This is a genomic window from Companilactobacillus sp. FL22-3 (genome assembly GCF_054881455.1).
On the sequence record NZ_JBTYYZ010000002.1, the window covers coordinates 32473 to 55185 of the forward strand.

At 37.7% G+C, this 22713-nt stretch carries 24 protein-coding genes; 19 read left to right on the forward strand and 5 right to left on the reverse strand.

The window, feature by feature from the left end:
- The first annotated feature begins 25 nt into the window (after window positions 1–25).
- Genes ACYT32_RS02120 through trmB form a run of 3 tightly spaced genes read left to right on the forward strand, consistent with a single transcriptional unit; the run spans window position 26 to window position 2643 of the window.
- Window positions 26–760 (forward strand): ABC transporter ATP-binding protein, encoded by a 735-nt coding sequence (locus tag ACYT32_RS02120; RefSeq protein ID WP_395264198.1) that lies wholly within the window; start codon window positions 26–28, stop codon window positions 758–760.
- The gene (locus ACYT32_RS02125; RefSeq protein ID WP_395264199.1) at window positions 760–1977 is read left to right on the forward strand and encodes an ABC transporter permease; all 1218 of its coding nucleotides are present in this window, start codon (window positions 760–762) and stop codon (window positions 1975–1977) included. Before ACYT32_RS02120 ends, ACYT32_RS02125 begins: the two co-directional genes overlap by 1 nt.
- Before the next feature lie 18 nt (window positions 1978–1995).
- A complete protein-coding gene (gene trmB, locus ACYT32_RS02130) occupies window positions 1996–2643 on the forward strand; it encodes a tRNA (guanosine(46)-N7)-methyltransferase TrmB (protein WP_395264200.1) in 648 nt (215 codons plus the stop codon).
- Between the two features lie 11 nt (window positions 2644–2654).
- Here the strand turns inward: trmB and ACYT32_RS02135 are convergent, their stop codons facing one another.
- Complete coding sequence (locus ACYT32_RS02135) at window positions 2655–2969, reverse strand: hypothetical protein (protein ID WP_395264201.1); 315 nt, start codon at window positions 2967–2969, stop codon at window positions 2655–2657.
- 124 nt (window positions 2970–3093) lie between these two features.
- Here ACYT32_RS02135 and ACYT32_RS02140 point away from each other — a divergent pair, with 124 nt between their 5' ends.
- The 12 genes from ACYT32_RS02140 to thrS all read left to right on the forward strand — a co-directional run bounded on the left by ACYT32_RS02140 (window position 3094) and on the right by thrS (window position 16211).
- Window positions 3094–3420, forward strand: a complete 327-nt coding sequence (locus ACYT32_RS02140; RefSeq protein WP_395264202.1) for a thioredoxin family protein — start codon at window positions 3094–3096, stop codon at window positions 3418–3420.
- A gap of 22 nt (window positions 3421–3442) precedes the next feature.
- On the forward strand, window positions 3443–4075 hold the full coding sequence (gene ytpR / locus ACYT32_RS02145) for a YtpR family tRNA-binding protein (protein ID WP_395264203.1): 633 nt from the start codon (window positions 3443–3445) through the stop codon (window positions 4073–4075).
- An 8-nt stretch (window positions 4076–4083) separates the two neighbouring features.
- Entirely contained in the window at window positions 4084–5415 is a 1332-nt protein-coding gene (gene murC, locus ACYT32_RS02150) for a UDP-N-acetylmuramate--L-alanine ligase (RefSeq protein ID WP_395264204.1), read from the forward strand.
- Between the two features lie 151 nt (window positions 5416–5566).
- Window positions 5567–6967: an MFS transporter gene (locus ACYT32_RS02155; protein WP_395264205.1), complete on the forward strand. Its 1401-nt coding sequence runs from the start codon at window positions 5567–5569 to the stop codon at window positions 6965–6967.
- A 115-nt stretch (window positions 6968–7082) separates the two neighbouring features.
- Window positions 7083–9740, forward strand: coding sequence for a DNA polymerase I (gene polA, locus ACYT32_RS02160; RefSeq protein WP_395264206.1), 2658 nt, complete (start codon window positions 7083–7085; stop codon window positions 9738–9740).
- Window positions 9741–9749: 9 nt separating this feature from the next.
- Window positions 9750–10577 (forward strand): DNA-formamidopyrimidine glycosylase, encoded by an 828-nt coding sequence (gene mutM / locus ACYT32_RS02165; RefSeq protein ID WP_395264207.1) that lies wholly within the window; start codon window positions 9750–9752, stop codon window positions 10575–10577.
- Complete coding sequence (gene coaE / locus ACYT32_RS02170) at window positions 10559–11167, forward strand: dephospho-CoA kinase (RefSeq protein ID WP_395264208.1); 609 nt, start codon at window positions 10559–10561, stop codon at window positions 11165–11167. The genes mutM and coaE overlap by 19 nt, the downstream gene beginning before the upstream one ends.
- A gap of 21 nt (window positions 11168–11188) precedes the next feature.
- Window positions 11189–11662 carry a transcriptional regulator NrdR gene (gene nrdR / locus ACYT32_RS02175; RefSeq protein WP_395264209.1) on the forward strand — a complete coding sequence of 158 codons (474 nt, stop codon included), beginning with the start codon at window positions 11189–11191 and terminating at the stop codon, window positions 11660–11662.
- 11 nt (window positions 11663–11673) lie between these two features.
- A complete protein-coding gene (locus ACYT32_RS02180) occupies window positions 11674–13044 on the forward strand; it encodes a DnaD domain protein (protein ID WP_395264210.1) in 1371 nt (456 codons plus the stop codon).
- 2 nt (window positions 13045–13046) lie between these two features.
- A complete protein-coding gene (dnaI, locus tag ACYT32_RS02185) occupies window positions 13047–13955 on the forward strand; it encodes a primosomal protein DnaI (protein WP_395264211.1) in 909 nt (302 codons plus the stop codon).
- The gene (locus ACYT32_RS02190) at window positions 13927–14076 is read left to right on the forward strand and encodes a hypothetical protein (protein ID WP_395264212.1); all 150 of its coding nucleotides are present in this window, start codon (window positions 13927–13929) and stop codon (window positions 14074–14076) included. The genes dnaI and ACYT32_RS02190 overlap by 29 nt, the downstream gene beginning before the upstream one ends.
- Window positions 14077–14255: 179 nt before the next feature.
- The gene (gene thrS / locus ACYT32_RS02195; RefSeq protein ID WP_395264213.1) at window positions 14256–16211 is read left to right on the forward strand and encodes a threonine--tRNA ligase; all 1956 of its coding nucleotides are present in this window, start codon (window positions 14256–14258) and stop codon (window positions 16209–16211) included.
- Window positions 16212–16466: 255 nt separating this feature from the next.
- Here thrS and ACYT32_RS02200 read toward each other — a convergent pair whose 3' ends face one another.
- From ACYT32_RS02200 to ACYT32_RS02210, 3 genes are read right to left on the reverse strand one after another with little or no spacing between them, the layout of a single operon-like run.
- Complete coding sequence (locus ACYT32_RS02200; RefSeq protein WP_395264214.1) at window positions 16467–17036, reverse strand: hypothetical protein; 570 nt, start codon at window positions 17034–17036, stop codon at window positions 16467–16469.
- Window positions 17029–17523 (reverse strand): hypothetical protein, encoded by a 495-nt coding sequence (locus ACYT32_RS02205; RefSeq protein ID WP_461793351.1) that lies wholly within the window; start codon window positions 17521–17523, stop codon window positions 17029–17031. The genes ACYT32_RS02200 and ACYT32_RS02205 overlap by 8 nt, the downstream gene beginning before the upstream one ends.
- The gene (locus tag ACYT32_RS02210) at window positions 17468–17818 is read right to left on the reverse strand and encodes a cysteine peptidase family C39 domain-containing protein (RefSeq protein WP_395264469.1); all 351 of its coding nucleotides are present in this window, start codon (window positions 17816–17818) and stop codon (window positions 17468–17470) included. The genes ACYT32_RS02205 and ACYT32_RS02210 overlap by 56 nt, the downstream gene beginning before the upstream one ends.
- A 500-nt stretch (window positions 17819–18318) precedes the next feature.
- Here ACYT32_RS02210 and ACYT32_RS02215 point away from each other — a divergent pair, with 500 nt between their 5' ends.
- The 3 genes from ACYT32_RS02215 (at window position 18319) to ACYT32_RS02225 (ending at window position 20894) form a co-directional block, all read left to right on the forward strand.
- Window positions 18319–19425 carry an alanine dehydrogenase gene (locus tag ACYT32_RS02215; protein ID WP_395264216.1) on the forward strand — a complete coding sequence of 369 codons (1107 nt, stop codon included), beginning with the start codon at window positions 18319–18321 and terminating at the stop codon, window positions 19423–19425.
- Window positions 19426–19462: 37 nt separating this feature from the next.
- Window positions 19463–20488 carry a bifunctional threonine ammonia-lyase/L-serine ammonia-lyase TdcB gene (tdcB, locus tag ACYT32_RS02220; protein WP_395264217.1) on the forward strand — a complete coding sequence of 342 codons (1026 nt, stop codon included), beginning with the start codon at window positions 19463–19465 and terminating at the stop codon, window positions 20486–20488.
- Between the two features lie 82 nt (window positions 20489–20570).
- A complete protein-coding gene (locus ACYT32_RS02225; protein ID WP_395264218.1) occupies window positions 20571–20894 on the forward strand; it encodes a hypothetical protein in 324 nt (107 codons plus the stop codon).
- Window positions 20895–20904: 10 nt separating this feature from the next.
- Here the strand turns inward: ACYT32_RS02225 and ACYT32_RS02230 are convergent, their stop codons facing one another.
- The gene (locus tag ACYT32_RS02230; RefSeq protein WP_395264219.1) at window positions 20905–21345 is read right to left on the reverse strand and encodes a MerR family transcriptional regulator; all 441 of its coding nucleotides are present in this window, start codon (window positions 21343–21345) and stop codon (window positions 20905–20907) included.
- A gap of 92 nt (window positions 21346–21437) precedes the next feature.
- On the opposite strand from ACYT32_RS02230, the gene ACYT32_RS02235 reads away from it, so the two are divergent.
- Window positions 21438–22457 carry an NAD-dependent epimerase/dehydratase family protein gene (locus ACYT32_RS02235; protein WP_395264220.1) on the forward strand — a complete coding sequence of 340 codons (1020 nt, stop codon included), beginning with the start codon at window positions 21438–21440 and terminating at the stop codon, window positions 22455–22457.
- The last annotated feature ends 256 nt before the right edge of the window (window positions 22458–22713 follow it).

The following is a 22713-nucleotide window of genomic DNA, read 5'->3' on the forward strand; positions in this document are numbered from 1 at the left end:
AAAACAGATATAGGTGGTTTAAACCATGACTTTAGAAGTAAAAGAATTGACCGGTGGATATGGTCAAGTATCAGTTTTAAAAAAAGAAACCTTTACAGTTGAAAATGGTCAAGTAGTAGGTTTGATTGGTCTGAACGGTGCCGGTAAATCTACGACAATTAAGCATATCATTGGCTTATTGACTCCTCGTGGCGGTCAGATCCTAATTGATGGAATAAGTTTGCATGACGATGTGGAAAAATATCGTAAAAAGATCGCTTATGTACCAGAAATGCCAATCCTTTATCCAGAATTGACTTTAAAAGAGCACATTGATCTGACGATTATGGCTTATGACCTGGATCACGATCAAACTTGGGAAAATGCTAACAAATTATTGAAGACTTTCCGATTAGATAATAAGTTAGATTGGTTTCCACAGAACTTTTCCAAAGGTATGAAGCAAAAGGTAATGATCGTTTGTGCCTTCATGACTGATGCAGCACTTTTCATCATCGATGAACCATTTACTGGGCTAGATCCTTTGGCGGTCAATGATTTGTTGAAGATTGTTGAAGCAAAGAAAAAGGCCGGTTGTTCCGTTTTGATGTCCACACACGTTTTGGCAACAGTTCAAGATCACGCCGATAAATTTGTTTTGATCAATCATGGTCAAGTACGAGCCGATGGTACTTTAGATCAGTTGAAGAATAAATTTGATATGGGTCAAGATTCCAATTTGGATGATATTTATATCAAGATGTCTAACGAGGATCTCTAATGAAAGAATTGTGGAGTGAACGTTTAAGAAGACATCAACTGGATCAGTTCAAATATCTGCGACTGATTTTCAACGACAATTTTGTCTTGGCTTTTATCGTCCTCATCGGTGCTTTAGGATTTTGGTATTCTAATCTTTTAGGGACGATTCATCAACCTTTGATCTTGGGAAAACCAATTGTGATCGTCTTATTATTTTTGACGTTACAAGTGGGTGGCATTGCTACTTTATTGGAAGAACCAGATAGTACTTTCCTATTAGTGAAGGAAAAAGAATTCTTTAATTATTTGAAAGCTGCCAAAAACTATAGTATCTTTTTGCCAATCGTGACAGTCGCATTGGTTAATTTCTTGTTGTCAGCCTTTGCTTCCCGTGGTGCGGGGATGAAAGTCATCGACATCGTGGCAATTGCGATTGGTTTAATCGTCTACAAGTTAGCTTTCTTGAATGTCGATTTATTGGAACTGTATGGTCGAGTTCATTTAGGTAGTGTCAAGCTGCGGTTAGTGACGAATCTATTACTGTTGTTTGCTTTAGTCGTATCAGTCTATTTCTTTAGCTGGACGATATTAATTGTGGCCGTGGTATATTATTTATTTTTGAATACACAAGTTAAGACTTTGGAAACTAGTGGTCAATTGCAGTGGGAATATGCTATTGCTACTGAAAATCAAAGAATGTTTAGAATCAAGCGATTCTACAATCTCTTTACTGACGTACCTGGTGTTAATAGCAAGATCAGACGTCGTAAATGGCTGGATGGTTTACTGAGTCCAATCAAGTTATCTTCAAGCAATACTTACTTGTATTTATTTGCACGTGGTTTTATTAGAAATAATGAATATATTGGATTGTTCTTGCGTCTGACGATTATTCAGGCTATTATGTTAGTCTTGATTGATAATTTCTACATCTCATTGATCGTGGAAATGCTGTTCATCTACTTAGTTGGTTTCCAACTCAAACCTTATTTCAAAGAGGTTATGCAAAATTTGATGCAACGGCTTTATCCAATAAGTGGGAAGACTAAAATCGCAGATTTTACCAAGTTGAGTACGACAATTTTAGCGATTCAATGGTTGATCAGTGCGATCGCAATTTTTTATAAGTTTGGCATTAGCGTGAATAGTTTGATCATCATCGTAGCTGGATTGGCTGTTTTGATTTTTGTTAACTATTTCTACATGCCTCGACAATTGAAAAAATATTTAGATTAATGGAGAGAATTAATATTTATGCGACTAAGAAACAAACCTTGGGCTAAGGATATGATCAATGACAATCTTGATTTGATCGCCATTCAGCCGGAAAATATGCAAGGTAAATGGCAAAGCCGTTTTGCTAAGGAACAACCTTTATTCATTGAAGTGGGGTCAGGTAAAGGCAGATTCATTACCGAATTAGCTAAGCAAAATCCGCAAAATAATTATATTGCGATGGAAGTTCAAGAAGGGGCCATTGCCTTAGTACTAAAAAAGCAAGTTGAGTTAAAATTACCCAACTTGCAATTGTTGTTAGCTAATGGAGCTGACCTTTCTGAATATTTTGCCGAAGATGAAATTGATGGAGTTTACTTAAACTTTTCTGATCCTTGGCCTAAAACTCGTCATGAAAAGCGTCGCTTGACTTATAAGTCGTTTTTGAAACAGTACCAATATATTTTAAAAGCTGATGGTTATTTACAATTCAAAACTGACAACCAAGGTTTGTTCGAATACTCATTGATCAGTATGAACAACTACGGAATGAAATTTGACGAACTTTCTTTAGATCTTCATAATAACGAAGGTCTCAATTTGAACAATATCGAAACCGAGTATGAAGAAAAGTTTTCAAAAAAAGGCTTCAGAATCAATTTTCTGAAAGCCCATTTTGAAAAATAATTTAATTGTGTCTACTGTACTTTTTTGATGTTTAATAGTTCGCCAGTAATTGCGTCGGCAATGAAGTGATATTGAGCCACATCGAACTCATCCATAGTAGTTACGCCACCGACGATGCCCCAAGTTGCTCGTCCATTAACGTTAACTCTTTGATAAAAGGGTTCAACCCATGAACCGATCACTTTACTATCTTCGCCTAAAACTGACTTAACCTTATTAATAATATTTTCGCTATCTAGATGGTGTTTTACTAAAACTGTAGCTGCAGCGGATGCCACTAGTACAGTACCAGCAACGATTAAAGAACCGATACCTTTTTTACTCATAAAAATCACTCCTTGATTTCGATTTAATGATATATTAACACTATTATATATCATTCCAATACTTAAGAGCACTTAATTGACCGTTTAAAGATTTAAAAGTATCTTAATTAAAGAGGTGAATAATATGAAAACATTTGAAGACTATAACGAAAAAGACTGGCATGAAGTGACTAAAGCAGGAAAGTACGTCATGTGCTGGCATGCTGACTGGTGCCCTGACTGCAAGTTTATCGAACCTAAAATGCCTGAACTTGAGAGTGAATTTTCCGACTTCACTTGGATCAGCTTCAATCGTGACGACAATATGGAAATTGCTCAAGAATTAGGAATTATGGGAATTCCTAGCTTTGTTGTTATTGAAAATGGTAAAGAAATTGGTAGACTAGTAAATAAAGATCGAAAGACTAAAGAAGAAGTTGAGACCTTTATGAACAGTGTAATTAACAAATAATTTATCAAGTGAGGGAAAAAACTTGCTATTAAGCTTTTATAATCCAGATGTTTTGGGGGATGTCTTGATCGTTGAGACTGCAGAAGATGTAGCGACTCAAGACACGACTCAAAAAGACAATGTAGTACGTATTTTTAACAGTGAAACCGATACAACTATTGGTTTCAATTTTTTTGGACTTGGTGAAGAACTAGGTATCCAAAAGCAATCAGGTCAAGTATTTCTTGACGAAAAGCAAGTTGAAGTTTTAAATAATGCACTTGCTAAAGCAGGTTTTTCTGACAAATTAGCTGTCGACAATGAACCTAAGTTTGTGATTGGTCATGTTGATGAGATTTCAGCTCATCCTGACTCAGATCATTTGCATATCACAAAGACTAATATCGGTTTGGATGAACCAGTTCAAATCGTTTGTGGTGCGCCCAATATCGATCAAGGACAGCTAGTAGTTGTCGCGCTTCCAGGTGCCGTGATGCCAAATGGCAACGAAATTTGGCCTGGTGAATTACGTGGGGTCGATAGTTATGGCATGATCTGTTCAGCCAGAGAACTAGGAATTCCAAATGCACCGCAAAAGCGTGGTATTCTGGTACTTGACCAGGGTACAGCTGGTGAAGCATTTGATTTTGAAGCAGCAAAGAATTTGTTTGATTAGGAGCTATTATGGAAAATACAGTCTATCATTTTGTTGGAATTAAAGGTACCGGAATGAGTGCATTGGCACTTATTTTGAAGGACCTTGGTTATGAAGTTCAAGGATCGGATATTGATAAATATACATTTACTCAACGTGGCCTTGAACAAGCAGGTATCAAAATTTTACCTTTTGACGCTGAAAATATTCACGAAGGTTTGACGATTGTTAAAGGAAATGCCTTTAATGATGATCAAGTTGAAATTAAAAAAGCTAACGATATGCACTTGCCAGTGATCACTTATCCAGAAATGGTCGGTAAATTGGTTGATAACTATACTTCGATCGGTATTGCCGGTTCACATGGTAAGACAAGTACAACTGGTTTATTGGCACATACTTTGAGTGGAATTGCCAAGACATCTTATTTGATTGGTGATGGTACTGGTAAGGGTATCAAAGATGCTAAGTTCTTCGTCTTTGAAGCTGACGAGTACCGCCGTCACTTCTTAGCTTATTCACCTGATTACTTGATCATTACGAACATCGACTTTGATCACCCAGATTACTTCTTTGGTGGAATAGACGATGTTGTCGATGCTTTTGAATCAGAAGCTAGAAAGACAAAGAAGGGTATCTTCATCTGGGGTGAAGATAAACATGCTAAGTCAATCAAAGCCGATGCACCGATCTATACCTATGGTTTGGATGAATCTGATTACATCAGAGCTACAAACATCAAGCGAACTGTTAAAGGTTCATCATTCGATGTTTCTATCAATGGTGAAAATATCGGTAACTTCCAAGTTCCTCTCTTCGGTGAACACAATGTCTTGAATTCCTTAGCTGTGATCGGTGTTGGTCATATGGAAAAACTTGATCACGCTTTGATCAACCGTGAATTGCAAACCTTCAGTGGTGTTAAGAGACGTTTCAGTGAAAAGAAAGTGGCTGACCAAGTTATCATTGATGACTACGCTCACCATCCACAAGAAATCAAAGCAACAATTGATGCTGCTAGACAAAAATATCCTGACAAAAAGATCGTGGCTGTTTTCCAACCACATACCTATACAAGAACTTTAGCTTTGATGGATGATTTTGCTAAATCACTCGACTTAGCAGATGAAGTTTACTTGACAAATATCTTTGGCTCAATTCGTGAAGCCCACGGCGATATTACAAGTAAAGATCTTGGAGATAAGATTCATAAGGGCGGTAAAGTTGTTACGCTTGACGACCTTTCACCACTATTGGATTATCACAATTCAGTGATGATTTTCATGGGTGCCGGGGATGTTCAAAAGTATGAAACTGCTTATGAACAATTGTTGAGTACTTTAAATCCTAATCAACAATAATAATTAGTGAAAATATCTTTTGTAGCCAATTGGCAGCAAAAGGTATTTTTTTCTAGAATTAAAATCGTGAAAATAGTAAAGTAATAAGTAAGAGTTAGGCTATGACAAAGCAGATTGTCATGGCCTTTTTTCACGAAGAGAGGTTAAAGCTTTGAAAGATGCAATTTCGACTCGAGTTAAATTATCGATTTTAGCAGTAGGATTGTTGTCATTTACTGGTATTTTGATCGAAACGTCCATGAATGTTACTTTTCCAACCTTGGTAAAAGTCTTGCATGTCAGTTTGAGTACCGTTCAGTGGTTGACGACGGGCTATTTATTGTTGACGACGATCGTGATGAGTACTACGGCTTATATTTTGAAAAAGTTTCCACCGTTAAAAATCTTTATCTTTGCGACCTTGTGCTGTTTCATCGGTTCTTTGATCTGCATGTTCGCGCCCAATTTCAGTATTTTAATGAGTGGCAGATTATTGCAGGCGGTTGCGACTGGTTTATCAACGCCCTTAATGTTCAGTTTGATTTTTGAAGAGATTCCGGTCTCAAAATTAGGCGTTTATACTGGCTTAGCGGGAATCGTGATCTCTTTAGCACCAGCTTTAGGGCCAACTTATGGTGGTGTCGTCAACGGCTTATGGTCGTGGCGGGAGATCTTCGTTGGCGTCTTGCCATTGATCGTTTTATTGTTTGTGATCGGTGTCCTGACGATTCAGGGGACTAATAGTGGAACCAAAGGAATCTCTTTTGACTATTTGAGCGTCATTTTCTTAGCGGCAATCTTTTCAATTATCCTATTCACGTTTGACCAAGCAGGAAGATATGGTTGGAATTCTCGTCAATTCTTGCAATGGATAGTCATCAGTTTGGTGATCGGTTTGTTGTTTGGTTGGTATAATCGCAAGAGCCAACGCCAATTGATCGATTTTTCAATTCTAAAGATACCTGTCTTACGAATTCGATTGTTCGGTTATTTTAGCTTGCAATTCATCAATATTGGATTGTCATTTGTCTTACCGATTTTTGCACAAACCGTTTTGAAATTAAATTCTGCTCAAGCCGGTTTAATGTTGTTGCCAGGTTCATTACTTGGGGCGGCAGTTGGGCCAATTGCTGGCTGGATGTATGACAAAAACGGAGCTTATCGACCACTTTTGATCAGTGGATTGTTGGTAAGTTTAGGCTCCATTTGTTTCTGGCTTTTCAGTGCCGATTTAACGATGGCGGGAATCATTTGGATTTATATTTTAGTTCGAATCGGTTTTAGTATGGGCTTTGGTGTCTCCTTGTCAGATGGCAGTATGCAAGTTCAAGGTGCAAAAAAGGCCGATCAAAATTCTTTGTACAGTATGATGCAACAATATGCTGGGTCGTTAGGAACCAATGTTTTGTCAGTGGTTATTTCAGCAGTTGCACTAACGAGCGGAACCCACAATGCAGTAGTTAATACTATTCTAGGTACAAAAATTGACTTTATTGTTTTGACTGTTTTATCATTGATGATATTGAGTTCAGTTGTTTATATCCACTATAAATATGAAAAAACGAATAATTAACTTAAAGGTCTTGGTTCTAAAGGAATCTGGACCTTTTTCGTCTTGACGAAGCTGTTACAAGTGGTAGGGATTTGTTAAAATAGATTTAGTTAATTTCGTTTTTATTGGAGAATATATGTCAAAAAATAAAAAGTTGCTTTTAATAGATGGAAATAGTGTGTCGTTTCGGGCCTTCTTCGCCATGCATAACGTTTTGGATAAATTTGTCAATGGCGAGGGTATCCATACGAATGCACTCTATGCGTTCAATAATATGTTAGAGATCGTTCTAAAAGAGGAGCAGCCCACGCACGCTCTAGTTGCTTTTGATGCTGGAAAGACTACTTTTAGAACGGAAATGTTTAAAGATTATAAAGGTACTCGTGCTAAGACGCCCCAAGAGTTAATGGAACAATTGCCGTTGATTCAAGAAATGTTGAATTATCGCGGTATTAAGACTTACGAATTGCCTAATTATGAAGCTGATGACATCATTGGGACGATGTCGCATCAGGCCCAATTGGATGGCTTCGACGTGACGGTTATCACTGGCGATCGAGATCTGACTCAGTTAACAACTGATAAAATCACTGTCAAAGTTAATGTTAAAGGGGTAACTGAGACGGAAGCTTATACTCCAGAACATGTTCAAGAAAAACTCGGTCTTACGCCTAAGCAGATCATCGATATGAAAGGCTTAATGGGCGATAGTTCTGACCACTATCCTGGGGTTGAAAAAGTCGGTGAAAAAACAGCCATCAAATTGCTCAATCAGTACGGCAGTATTGAGGGAATTTATGAGCATATCGACGATATGAAGCAGAGCAAGTTAAAAGAGCATTTAATTAATGACCATGACCAAGCGCTTTTAAGTAAGAAGTTGGCCACAATTAATTTAGACGCTCCAGTGGACTTAACTTTAGCTGATTTAGAATATCATGGCGACAATCAGGAACAACTGATCCAGTTTTATCAAAAGATGAATTTTAAGACCTTTTTAAATCGGATGGATATTCCTCAAGAGAATACTGCAGAAGATTTAGCTGATATTAAAGTTTTGCCACTGGATGCTGCAGCAGCAAAGAAAATTGCCAATAATACTCAACCACAGACGTTGATTGTTGAAGGCTTTGGCGAAAATTATCACTTGGCTCCCATCGTTGGTTTAGTTGTCTCTGATGGTAAGAATTGTTATGGAACAAATGATATTTCGATTCTTGAAAATGCTGATTTGAAGTCTTGGCTAGCTGATTCTACCAAAGAGAAGTACTTGTTCGATAATAAAGCAACGATTGCGTTATTGCACCGTTATGGCTGCCAACTGGAAGGGGTAAGCTTTGATATGTTGTTAGTCGCCTACTTGCTAGATACTAACGACAACAAGCAAGATATCGGGTTAGTTGCCAAGAATTACAATGTCAGTTTACCTTCTGAAGAAGAATTTTACGGTAAAGGTGTCAAAAAGGCGGTTCCCGAAGATACGGAAGTCTTATTGAATTTCTTAGCCCAAAAGGCTCAGGTTATTAGAAGTTTGAAAGACAAAATGTTAAAAGAACTAAAGGATAATGACCAGGATAGCTTGTATGACGAGATTGAATTGCCACTGTCTATTGTTTTAGCCAATATGGAGATCAAAGGGATTACCGTGGAGGTTTCTCGTCTTAAAGAGATGGAGAATACGTTTGCGACCCGTTTGAGTGAAATTGAACAAAAAATTTATCAAGCTGCCGGCAAAGAATTTAATATCAATTCACCTAAACAATTAGGTGTGGTCTTGTTTGAAGATTTGAAATTACCAGTAATCAAAAAGACTAAGACTGGCTACTCAACTTCAGTGGATGTCCTAGAGAAGTTAAAGGATAAGTCACCAGTCGTCCAGATGGTCTTAGATTATCGTCAAATTTCGAAGATTCAATCAACCTACGTTGTTGGTTTACAGAAGTTTGTCCAACCTGACAACAAGATCCATACGATTTATTTACAAACTTTGACCCAAACTGGACGGCTGTCTTCAATCGATCCTAACTTACAAAATATTCCAATTCGCATCGATGAAGGTAAGCAGATCCGTAAAGCTTTCGTACCTCAACACGATGACTGGGAGATCTTTTCTGCCGATTATTCACAAGTTGAGTTGCGAGTTTTGGCACATATCTCGGGCGATGAGAACATGCAAGAAGCCTTCCGTGAAGATTATGATATCCATGCGCATACTGCCATGCGGATCTTTGGTTTGAACAGTACTGATGAGGTGACCCCTGATATGCGTCGCCAAGCTAAAGCTACTAACTTTGGTATCGTCTACGGTATCAGTGATTATGGTTTGTCACAAAATATTGGAATCAGTCGTAAACAGGCGGCAGCTTTCATTGAATCTTATTTTGAACAATATCCTGGTGTTAAGAAGTACATGGACGACATTGTTAAATATGCGCGTGAGAATGGTTACGTGGAAACGATCATGCATCGTCGTCGTTATTTGCCTGACATTCATTCCAGCAACTTCAATATCAGAAATTTTGCCCAGAGAACGGCAATGAACACGCCAATTCAAGGTAGTGCCGCCGATATTATCAAAGTTGCCATGATCAATATGCAAAAGATGTTAGAAAAAGAACAGCTCCAAGCTAATTTGTTATTACAAGTACACGATGAAATGATTTTTGAAGCACCAAAATCTGAAATTGCAACGTTAGAAAAATTAGTTCCAAGTGTGATGGACTCAGCGGTCAAACTAGATGTTCCTTTGAAAGTTGAAACAGCCCATGGCAATACTTGGTACGAAGCAAAGTAGGTCGATAATATGCCAGAAATGCCGGAAGTAGAGACAGTTAGACGTGGTTTGAATTCTCAAGTTAAAGGACGAAAAATCACTCATGTAGAGATCCGTTATCAAAATCTGATCACGGGTGATGTCAAACAGTTTAGTGAATTTGTGACTGGGGCAACGATTACTGATGTTGGTCGGCGAGCAAAGTTTTTATTGATTCATTTAGATAATGGCTATACGATAATCAGTCACTTACGAATGGAAGGACGTTACCGTATTTCAGCTGATCCCAGTGCGATTGATAAGCATTCTCATGCAATTTTCAGCTTGGATAATGGCGAAAAAATGATTTATAATGACGTGCGTAAATTCGGTCGCATGCAACTGTGGCCCACGGCTGAATTGTCGACCAACAAGTCAATCATGAAGCTAGGACCAGAGCCATTGTCGCCTGACTTTACCTTTGAAAAACTTAAGCCAAGAATTATGCGTCATAGAAAAGATATTAAGACGGTCTTGTTGGATCAGTCAGGCTTGAGTGGCTTGGGCAATATTTATGTCGATGAGGTATTGTGGCAAGTTAAGATTCATCCTCAAACGCCAGCCAATCACCTCAATGATGAGGATATCAAGGCTATTATTGTTGCTTCAAATCAAGAGATGGAATCAGCTATTGCTAACGGAGGTTCAACAGTTCGTTCGTATATCGATGCGACTGGTCACAAAGGTAATATGCAGAATAGTCTTAAAGTCTACGGTAAAGAGGGAACACCTTGTCCCCGTTGCAAAACAGAGATTGAAAAGATTAAAGTTGGAGGTCGTGGGACGCATTTTTGTCCTAAATGTCAGATCGTCAAATGAGTAAAATATATGGATTAACCGGGGGAATTGCCAGTGGTAAGTCAACCGTTTTAGCAATGTTTCGCCAACATGGTTTTCAAGTCTTTGACGCTGATTCAGTGGCACGAGAGGTAGTCGTACCAGGATCAATCGGTTTACAGCAGATTACAGCTCAATTTGGGACCGAAGTTCTCAAATCCGATGGGACTTTGGATCGTGCCAAATTGGGAGCAATTGTTTTTAGTGATCATCAAGAACTAAAGAAATTGAACCAGATTACTCGTCCATTGATCAAAGAGAAGATATTAAAGACTATTGCGGCAGTCAAACGGTCAAACAGCTCGACAATTTCTATTTTTGAAATTCAATTGTTGTTTGAGGGTGGTTATCAAACCTACTTTGACGGTATAATTAGTCTTTACGAAAGACCAGAAGTACAGTTGCAACGGTTAATGACCCGAAATAATTTAACTAAAAAAGTCGCCTTAGAACGAATCAATTCACAAATGTCGATGGATGAGAAACGCAGTCGAGCTGATTTTGTGATTGATAATTCTTTTGACTTAGCACATCTTGAAAATGAAATCGAAAAGTTAATATCGCAACTTTAATTGAGAAAAGAGGTTAGAATCTTGATTTGTCCACATTGCCATCATGATTCATCAAAAGTTATCGACAGTCGCCCCAGTGATGAAGGGCGTGCTATTCGTCGTCGCCGTGAATGTGAATATTGCGGTACGAGAATTACCACCTTTGAAAGGTTGGAAAAATCACCTTTATTAGTGATTAAAAAGAACGGCAACCGTGAGGAATTCAGCCGTGAGAAGTTATTGCATGGAATCGTTCGGGCAGCCGAAAAACGTCCAGTAACAATGGATCAAATGAATTCTATCGTTGACAAAGTTGAAAATGAAATCAGAGCCAATGGTGAGAGTGAAGTTCGTTCACAAGTAATTGGTGAACACGTTATGAAGATTTTAGCTAAAGTCGACGATGTAACTTACATTCGTTTTGCCAGCGTCTACCGTGAATTTAAAGACATGAATAGTTTCATGCAAGAAGTTCAAGAGATGATGGCTAATGGAAATAAAATTGACAAGAAATAAGAGGGATGCCAGTGTCAACAAGTAATTTTCAATCAGAAAAGTTTACACCACTAGTTGGCTATTGGTGTTTGCCTAATGGCCATCTCAATGATGACGATCGTCACGTTTTGACGGATTTATATTTACCGATTTTAGGAACTGAAGCCTTTAGTCTCTATTTATTGTTGTGGGAAAAATTGCCGAATAAGGAATTGGTTACCCAACGCAAGTCGCATGCTGAATTATTCAGTCTTTTGGGAATCGATCAAAAACGTTTTTATGAGGCTCGAATCAAAGATGAAGCTTTAGGATTGATCAGAACTTTTGAAAAAAAGGATGACCTAGGGACTTATTATATTTACCAGTTATTTGAACCTTTAACTCCCAATCATTTTTTCAAAGATGACTTGTTGAGTATCTTTTTGTACGAACAAGTTGGCGATAAAAAGTATCATTTATTGGCCGATAAATATGCTCAGTCAGATCTCATTTTGAAGAATTCTCAAGAGATCACGAAGGACTTTTTAGAAGTATTTCAGTTAAGCGACAATGACTTGATCAATACTCCGAGTGAAGTACAGTCGGCGCGTGACAATTTTCAAGTTACTTCTAAGGCCAATAAACCAGCAATTTCAGCCGAAAAGGTTCAACCGTTAGATTGGGAATTGATTGGTGATCGTATCGCTCAGTCGGCCAAGATCAGTAAAGACAATTTGCTAGAAAATCAAGAGTTGATCTTGAGTCTCCGGTCTTTTTATGGGCTGGACGAGATGCAGATCATTAGCGCAATCAATGCAACGACTGATATTGTGAATGAAAAGATCGATCCAGTACGTCTGAAAAAACATGTGCAAGATCTCTTTGAGAAAAATGCTAATATCAAAGTTAAAGCTCAGACTGAAGCTCAAGAATCGACCGCAGATAAAAGTGTCACTAAGTTCAATCAAGCTGATCAATTGATACTTCAACAAGCCAAGTCAATGGTTCCGGCAGACTTCTTAACGGCCCAAAAGCAAAAAAATGGCGGGTTCGTCGGTAGTGTTGAGTCAAGAGCTTTACGTAATATGTCGATGAAAGCATTCTTGTCGGCTCCAGTTTTGAATATCTTGGTTTACTATATTTTGCAAAATTCACCAGCTTTAAGTTTGCCCCTAATGGAAACGGTGGCTAATGATTGGAGTCAAAATGGCGTTAAGACACCTGAACAGGCATTGCAACGAATCAGCGACTTCCAAAATCGACCTCGAAATCCTAAGCGACGGTATAATAACAACAATAATCGCCGGGTGGAACAGGCAACTGACTGGAGCAAGGTTAAGCCAAAATTACCGAATAAGACAAGTAATGTTAATCGTGATGATCTCCAAGAACGTTTGAAAAAATTAAGAAATAAGGACAACTAAGTATGGAAAATTTAGGTAACAGATTGGCAGAATATATGAATTCAAAGAATTTGACGGAAGACTATCGTCGCTTGCTTAATGGTGCCTTAAAGGATCCTGACGTCCAAGAATTTTTGAAGCAAAATAGTGATCAGATCAATCCTGATGCGATTTCTACTAGTGCTGCTAGTATCTACGAATTTTATAATCACAAGAATCACAGCAGCGAATTGTCCAAAGGTTATTATCCTAAGCTGATCGTCAATAATCACAATATCGAAGTGGCTTATTATCCTAACGAAAAAACCGTCAATCAAAAGAAGCGCTCGCAGTATGAAACTGGGTTTGTTTTAATGGATATGCCTGCCGATATCCGCAATGCCAAATTGGACGATTACGATGGCGACGGCCGCCAAGAAGCACTGGCCAAAGCTTTGGACTTTATCGACCAATATTTGCACCAAAAGAATTTCGTGCCAGGGTTATACTTGGCGGGTGACTTTGGCGTTGGAAAGACTTATTTATTAGGGGCTATTGCTAATGAATTGTTCAAAGACGATGTTCATACGACCATGATGCATTTTCCCACTTTTGCGGTTGAAATGAAAAACTCAATCGGTTCCAATAGTGTTTTGGATAAAGTCAATCAGATTAAGGGCGCTGAAATCTTGATGCTCGACGATATCGGAGCTGATTCGATGTCTAGTTGGATTCGCGATGAAGTTTTGGGTGTGATCTTGCAATATCGGATGCAAGAGAATTTGCCAACCTTCTTTTCATCCAACTTTTCAATGCAGGAATTAGAAAAACATTTGGCCATTAATCAACGGGGAGAAGAAGAGCCCGTTAAGGCTAAGCGGATCATGGAGCGGGTCAGATACTTATCCAGAGAAGTCATTGTTGATGGAAGTAACAGAAGATTTTCTAAATGACTTGCAATCTAAAGAAATAAATGTTTCAATGAAACCAATGAAAGATAACACTTCGGTTCTATTCAGGGAGGGTACGATTACTGAAAGCTTACCCATTACTGAAGCTACCACTTTCACATAAAACTGTATATTTGACGGTTACTTTATAACCATTTGAGTGAAAACTGTTTATTTGTTTTACAGTTTTAATGTGGGTGGAACCGCGTAGAAATACGTCCCTGAAGTATGTACATATTTGAGAATATGGATATACTTCAGGGACGTATTTTTTTGTTATCAAATTTTAGGAGGAAATAGTCTATGTCAAAAATCAAATTAACATTCCCAGATGATTCAGTTAAGGAGTTTGACGAAGGCACAACTACCTTGGAAGTTGCTAAATCAATTAGCACATCACTCGGTAAAAAAGCTGTTGCTGGTAAACTTAACGATGCTCTAGTTGATCTTGAACGTCCAATTAAACAAGATGGTAAGATCGAAATTATCACAGGTGAAGATGAAAAGGATGCTCAAAAGGTTCTTAGAAATACTGCTGCTTTAATCTTTGCAGCTGCTGCTAAAAACTTCAAAGCTGACCTTCACTTTGGTGAAAAGCAAGCTAACGACGATGGTTTCTATGTTGATACTGACAGCAAGTCAGGTCAAATCAGCGTTGATGAACTGAAAGAAATCACTGCTTTGATGAACAAGATCATCAAAAACAACGACAAGATCGAAAGATCAATGATGGATAAGAAAGATCTTGAAGCAATGTTCAAGGATGATCCTTACAAGTCATCACTTGTTTCAGCTATCGACTCAGTTCAAATTCCCGTTTATACACTTGATGGTTTTGTTGATTTTGGTTTTGACGCAGTTCTTCCAAGTCTTAAAGACCTTAAACACTTCGAATTGCTTTCTGTTGCTGGTGCTTACTGGCAAGGTAAGTCAAGTAACCCAATGCTTCAAAGAATTTATGGTACAGCCTTCTACAAAGAAGACGGCCTAAAAGCTGACTTGAAGCGCCGTGCAGAAATCAAAGAACGTGATCACAGAACAATTGGCCGTGACCTTGACTTGTTCTTCGTTGATCCTGAAGTTGGTGCAGGTCTTCCATATTGGATGCCAAATGGTGCAACAATTCGTCGTGTGATCGAAAGATATATCATCGATAAGGAAGTTGCTTGGGGTTATCAACACGTTTACACACCAATCTTGATGAACTTGAATGCCTATAAGACTTCAGGTCACTGGGCACACTACCGTGAAGACATGTTCCCACCAATGGACATGGGTGACGGCGAAATGCTTGAACTGCGTCCAATGAATTGTCCTTCACATATTCAAATTTACAAACATCACAACCGTTCATACAGAGACCTACCTCTACGTATCGCTGAACTTGGTATGATGCACAGATATGAAAAATCAGGTGCATTAAGTGGACTACAACGTGTTCGTGAAATGACTCTAAACGATGGTCACACTTTCGTTGCACTTGACCAAATCCAAGAAGAATTCAAGCGTACTTTGCAATTGATGGTTGAAGTTTATAAAGACTTCGATATTACCGATTACTCATTCCGTCTCAGTTATCGTGACCCAGCTAATACTGAAAAGTATTTCGATGACGATGAAATGTGGAACGAATCACAATCAATGTTGAAAGCTGCGATGGATGATCTAGGTCTCAAGTACTACGAAGCCGAAGGTGAAGCTGCATTCTATGGTCCAAAGCTTGATGTTCAAACAAAGACTGCTCTTGGAAATGACGAAACATTGTCAACTATCCAATTAGACTTTATGCAACCAGAGAAGTTCCAATTAACATATGTTGGTGCCGATGGTCAAGATCACAGACCAGTTATGATTCACCGTGGTATCGTTTCAACAATGGAAAGATTTATCGCTTACCTAATTGAAATGTACAAGGGTGCTTTCCCAACATGGTTAGCTCCAACACAAGTACGTATCATTCCTGTTAACCAAGAATTGCATGCAGAATATGCTAATGACATTCTTGCTAGATTACGTGCTAAGAATATCCGTGCCGAAGTCGATGACCGTGATGAAAAGATGGGTTATAAGATCCGTGACTCACAAACAATGAAGATTCCATACACAGTCGTTGTCGGTGATGAAGAAGCTAAAGACGCCACAGTTTCTGTTAGAAAATATGGTGAAGATGATTCTGAATCAGAAAACGCTAAGATGTTCGTTGACAGTGTTGTTGCAGACATTGCTAACTACAGTCGTAAAGATGTTACAGATAAGTAAACAAAGAGTAAATTAACAAAGATTCCCAGTGAATTGATCATTAAAGGCTGTACGATAAATAGAGTTGATAGGCACTTTGCCATCAACTCTATTTTTGTATACCATTTATTAATATAGTTATTTTAGAACATCAAAAAAGACATCACTCTGTCCTTTAGATGTTCTACCCTCTACAGCTTCACAATGAAAGGAATTTGAATGATGCCTCTAAGCAATAAGTCTATACGAATTTAGAGTACTTCATTAAAAACATCATCAAAGATGCATGTTATTCTTTATACTTATTTTTCTTCCACTAATATTGGTAATATCCGAGATTGTTTTATCGATATCATAGATATCATCAAATGCCGATAGATAAATCCTTTGACCATTAGTAAGAATAATATCGAAAAAGTACTTGTCAGTAAATTCATTCAGTGCTGATCCAACAACATAATAACTCGCAGCTATAGCACCATCAGGGCCTATTCCTTTTGGATCAGAAAGACCTTTATTGACTTCAAGAGAAATTGAACTTATATCATTAATATTAATTGAAATAGTTTTAATGAAATCAGGGAAAAATATGGCCAGTATTCTTTTTTTTAGACTATTGTAATCGCAATATTGAATACCATTCTTGGAAATCTCCCAGTAGTCAAAATACTTTTGGATATTCAAAGAGATAATACTGGAAGTAATTATAATACTTAATAGCCCAAAGATAAATCCTATCAAAAGATCTCTTGAAATCAAATAACAAACCATGCCAATACATACTCCAATAACTAGTGATATTAACAACGGAATGTAGTTAATTTTTCTACCAAATTTTCTAGTCATTATTACCATCATCCTTTAATTTCATATTAATATAATTCATAAACTGAGAAGCACTTGAATCAAAATAGTTTGGGTAGTTATATTTATTTAGGTATTTATCAAATTTGCATGCGGACATGTATTTCTCATTCATAAACAGCAAATTTTCTATTAATGCATCAATATGCAAACCTTTATCATTTATCAAACTAAATTGGGTTGTAGTGTTTTCCGTTTTCTTTCGATTCTGTAGAATTTCTACTAAAGTATTCCTTACTTGAATCTTTATTTTTTGAATTTTTATTAAATACGTGAAATAAATATCATCCATACATTCTGGATATTCGTCATGCAACATCGTAATATATCGATCAGCGGATTTGAATTGTCCTATTTTAATAAAAAGCTTTATAACATTTTCAATCAATCCCAGTTGATATTCACCATTATTCTTAGATATTCCATTTAAGCAAATTTTTATCAAAAATGAAGGTGATAATACGTCCATTCCATCTCTGCACATAATGATTTGATCCATCATTATTTTTCAATAAGGCAATACATGGAAATCCTAAAACTGATAAATTGCTTTTTTGGCTAAAACTATTAACTTTAAACAAAGTGGTATTAATATTAAAACCTTTTAGAATTTCACACATTCGTTTAACGTTAATTCCAACAAAACCATCATAATATAAACTATTAAACTTTGAAGTATTTACTTTAAATCCTTGTGATTTTAACAATGTACATATTGCAGCACATCCACAATCCTTTTTCCTTGTTGTAGAACATGAGAATATGTAAGTTGCATTAAAGTCCCCCCCTTCACTTTGTTTATACTTTCACATTAAATCTATTCCTGTTAGTCTATTATGTCAAATATATCAATGATGTATATTTTCTTATAAAATCACTTGACGAAAAAGGTCGCTTCACTGGGATTTTTTTGAATCAAATTATTCTTATAAAAAGTATCAAAAATCAAAATAAAACTAAACTAAGAAAAGCACCTGTGAAAAGATATAAAGATTTTTAGTTTGAGAAGATTGATATATCAGCTTTGTTCACACTTGATGAACAGATGTTTAAATATCATATAACAATATTTGAGATCTGATTATTTTTGAAAAATGATAATTGTGAAATTAAAAAAACTTTTTCAATGAAGTCGCTTGCCAGGTCTGGTTCTACAAATTATTGAAGATTGTGAAAGGCTTAAGTCGCTTGTCAAGCATATATGTAAGCGTTACCATTTAGCTGTAATCAGATAGTTATAGTCTTCACAAAGGAGTGCTTAAAAATGCAAATTGCTGTAATTAAGGAACAAAAAGAAGGAGAAGGACGTGTCGCAGCAACTCCAGAGAATGTCCGTAAGATGGTAGATGCTGGTAATGAAGTCCTCGTTGAAAAAGACGCTGGAGTCGGTGCTGGCTTTACAAATGAAGAGTATGTTGCTGCTGGCGGTAAATTGGTTAGTCATCAAGATGGCTGGAAGGCTGAATTGATCATTAAAGTCAAAGAGCCAGATGCTGAAGAGTATCAATATTTTAAACCAGGACAAATCATTTGGGGCTTTCAGCACTTAGCTTCTTCGAAACCAACTGTTGAAGCGATGATGAAGGCCAAAACAACGGCCATTGGTGGCGAGACGATTGTTAAAGACGGCAAATTGGAATTACTAGCACCAATGAGTGCGATTGCGGGCCGTCGTTCCGTTATCATGGGAGCTTACTATTTGGAAGCTCAACATCAAGGAGAAGGAATCTTACTACCGGGAATTCTGGGTATCGATGCTGGCCGAGTAGTTATTTTTGGTGGTGGTAATGCTGCCGTCAATGCTGCTGAACTGGCTTTAGGAATGGGAGCTTCAGTAGTTATTATTGAATTAAAAGATAACCGTCTCAAATTCTTGGAAGATAAATTTGCCGGTCAAAAGTTCAGAGCTGTGAAGTCAAATGAAGAAAACTTGGCTCGTGAGATTAAAGATGCCGATATCTTTATTTCTACGATTTTGATTCCAGGATCGAGACCACCTAAGTTGGTCAAGGAATATATGGTTAAGTCGATGAGACCAGGTAGTGTGATCGTTGATGTCGCAATCGATCAAGGCGGAACCGTGGAAACAATCGATCATCCAACTACGATTGATGATCCAATCTTTGTAAAAGACGGAATTATTCACTATGCAGTTCCAAATCAACCTGGTGCAGTTCCTCGGACAGCAACGATGGCTTTAGCAAAGGGCAATATCAGTTATCTTTTGGAAATTGCGGCAAAAGGCATTGATGAAGCGATTAGAACTGACGACGCATTGGCCTCTGGAGTCAATCTTTATCAAGGACAGATAACCAATCAAGGTCTTGCTGATTCATTGGAATTGCCATTTACAGATTTAAAAGTTAAGTAGATCTCTTAAGATTTACTAAGGCGGGGAGGTATTAATAATGATTAAAAGTAGTATCGATAGCATTGTCAATATCCAAGATATCGAAGAGGCTAAAAGTATCGTCGGTAAATATGCTCGGAAAACGCCACTAGTACAATCAATGTTTTTGAGTAGAAATGTCGTTGGCGGGGATGTTTTTCTGAAATTAGAAAATATGCAACTGACAGGTTCATTCAAATTTAGAGGTGCTAACAACAAAATTAATCACTTAACTCCAGAAGAACGTCAACGTGGCGTTATCACCGCTTCAGCAGGTAATCACGCCCAAGGAGTAGCCTTGACAGGACATCTATTGGGAATCGACACCACTGTAGTTATGCCCAATGAAGCACCTCAAGCTAAACGTGATGCTACTCGTGGATATGGCGCAGAAGTTGATATTCATGGGGCAACTTTTGACGACGCTCACGAATGGATGAAGCTGCGGGCTCAAAAGGAAGGCAAGACAATTGTCGATCCTTTCAACGATAAATATGTTATCGCTGGTCAAGGAACGATTGGTTTGGAGATTCTGGATGATATTTGGGATGTGGATACCGTGATCGTACCTGTTGGTGGCGGCGGACTGATTTCGGGAATCGCCATCGCTTTGAAATCATTTAATCCTAATATTCATATCGTTGGAGTTCAATCAGAGAACGTTCACGGAATGTATGCTTCTGTTGAAGCCGGTCACATTACCAAACATCACGATGACTTTACTTTAGCTGATGGTACGGATGTTGCAGTTCCTGGAGATATTACTTTCCCAATCGTTAGTCAGTTAGTCGATGAGATCGTCTTGGTCAATGAATCGGAGATTGCTCAAGCCATGAAAGACTTGTTGCAAAGAACCAAAGTGGTAGCCGAAGGGGCAGGAGCATTGCCAGTAGCAGCTTTGGAATCGCGCAAGATCGACCAACGTTGGTTGAAGAACAAAAAGATTGTCGCAATGGTATCTGGAGGCAACGTTGACTTGAGTCGAGTTTCTAACATCATTGATCATTTCTTCAAACCAGTTAAGGCAGATGGGGGTATCGGCTGATCAAGAAGATTTTTGACCAAAAAGCTTGGAAGCGTCTATAATAGGGATGATTGAATGTGTACTCAAAGAAGGCATGATAATCATGGATGCAAAAAGCAATAACTTGATTCAAAGTCTGGGCTTAGCTTATAAGAACCAGGCAATCAAGCAGAATTTGGAGCTAAAAGAATTGATTGGTGATTGTGCAAGATCCTTGATGGGCAACAACGATGATAAAGTTTATTTTGAAGTCGTGGCAAAATTGTCGCATGGTTTGGTCAAATGTTACCAAACACAGCATCAAAAAGTTCCCCAGGAGATCGAAGCTATTTATCAACAAATAAAAAAAGACGTTCCACTCAAGAGTGTTGAGGGGAAGCGTCTGCAAAGACAATTTATCGCCGATCATCTTTCAGCTATTTTATAAATATCTTCTATCATATGAAGGGATCTCTTAAATTGAGATCTCTTTTTTCGTGCTTAACGAATTTAATTTGGGCACTGATGATATTTTGGGCGTTATGGTCAGAATAACGCTCAATTTTTGTATCGATTTCTCGCAGGTTATCCTTTAAAACTTGTTGTTGAGCTTCAACATTTTGCTTATGTTGTTTTAACATTTTCCTGCGCTGATCAATGGAACTAGTACCTTGCATACAAAGTTGAATATATTGTTTGATATCTTTTATGGGCATGCCGGTGTTTTTTAGACAACAGATGGTTTTAATAAAGCCAAAGTCAGATTCCGAAAAAACCCGATAACCAGCATTATTTTTGGATACAAAGGGTAAAAGGCCTTGCTTATCATAATAACGAATCGTAGAGGTCGCTAAACCAAAGTATTGAGCGACTTCTTTAATTGAATATGTTTTTTCCATAAAATAATTTCCTTTTCCTATTGCTTTAAACCATGGTTTAAGGTTTATGATCACGATAAATGATATTTAAGAATAATTCAAGAGGTATAGTTATGAAGAAGGTATTAGTAACTGGTGGAACTGGTTTTTTAGGATTACAAATCATTATGCAACTATTGAATCAAGGATATGACGTTAAAACCACAATTCGTAAGGATTCAGGACGTCAAAGAATCATTGAAGTTTTGGAAAATAATGGAGTTAAAAATATTAATAATTTATCATTTGTCAAAGCTGACTTATCAAGTGATGAGAATTGGAATGAAGCCATGCGGGACCGTGAAGGAGTCTTCAGCGTTGCCTCACCAGTTTTCTTTGGCAAAATTGAAAATGAGTCTCAAGCTATCAGTCCAGCCTTAAATGGAATTATCCGGGTGCTTAAAGCGGCCAATGATAATGATGTAAAGCGGGTTGTAATGACGGCCAATTTTGGTGGGGTCGGTTTCAGCAAATTTAGTGGAGTGACAACTGAAAAAGATTGGACTGATGAAAATCAAGCTGGGTTATCGATTTATGAGAAATCGAAACTTTTAGCTGAAAAAGCGGCTTGGAATTATGTGTTGGATCCTAAAGTTAAACTGGAATTAGTGACTGTTAATCCCGTAGCCATTTTTGGACCATCACTCGATTCCCACGTATCAGGTAGTTTTAATCTTTTGAAAAATTTGTTAAGCGGCAAGAACACTTGGTTACCGGATTTACCGTTAAATGTGGTTGATGTCCGCGATGTTGCCAGTATGCAAATTAAAGCTATGGAAACGCCCGCTGCCACTGGCCAAAGGTTTATCGCATCAGCAGATGGACAGATCTCTATGCAAGAAATGGGCGATTTAATTCGTCAAACTAGACCACAATTATCAGACAAGGTTTCGTCTAGACGGTTACCAAATTGGATCATCAATTTAGCGGCACCTTTTAATAAGACGGCCAGAGAAGGTCAATTAATGTTAAGGGTAAATCGAAACGTATCTAATCAAAAAGCCAAAGACATTTTAAATTGGCAACCACAATCAAGTAATTCTCAGGCTGTCTTAAGTGCAGTTGACAGCTTAATCAAATATTCTGAAGTCTAAATTCTTGGCAATTGACTAAAATGGTGCTAAATTATACCTACTGATTGTTTTGACAGTTATTAAATTAAAGTTATCAAGAGGTATTGACAGTCTAGTACTTTCTTGATATAGTTAATAACTGTTGAGATTAAGCAGAAGCGCCCGCTTCTCACCTATGCAATTGCCTCTAGGTTAATACGATTACGTAGATAATTATAGTGGGCAGGCTTGTGCAGCCCACTTTTTTTGTGGGTTAAATTACTCCGGAGGTGACTAC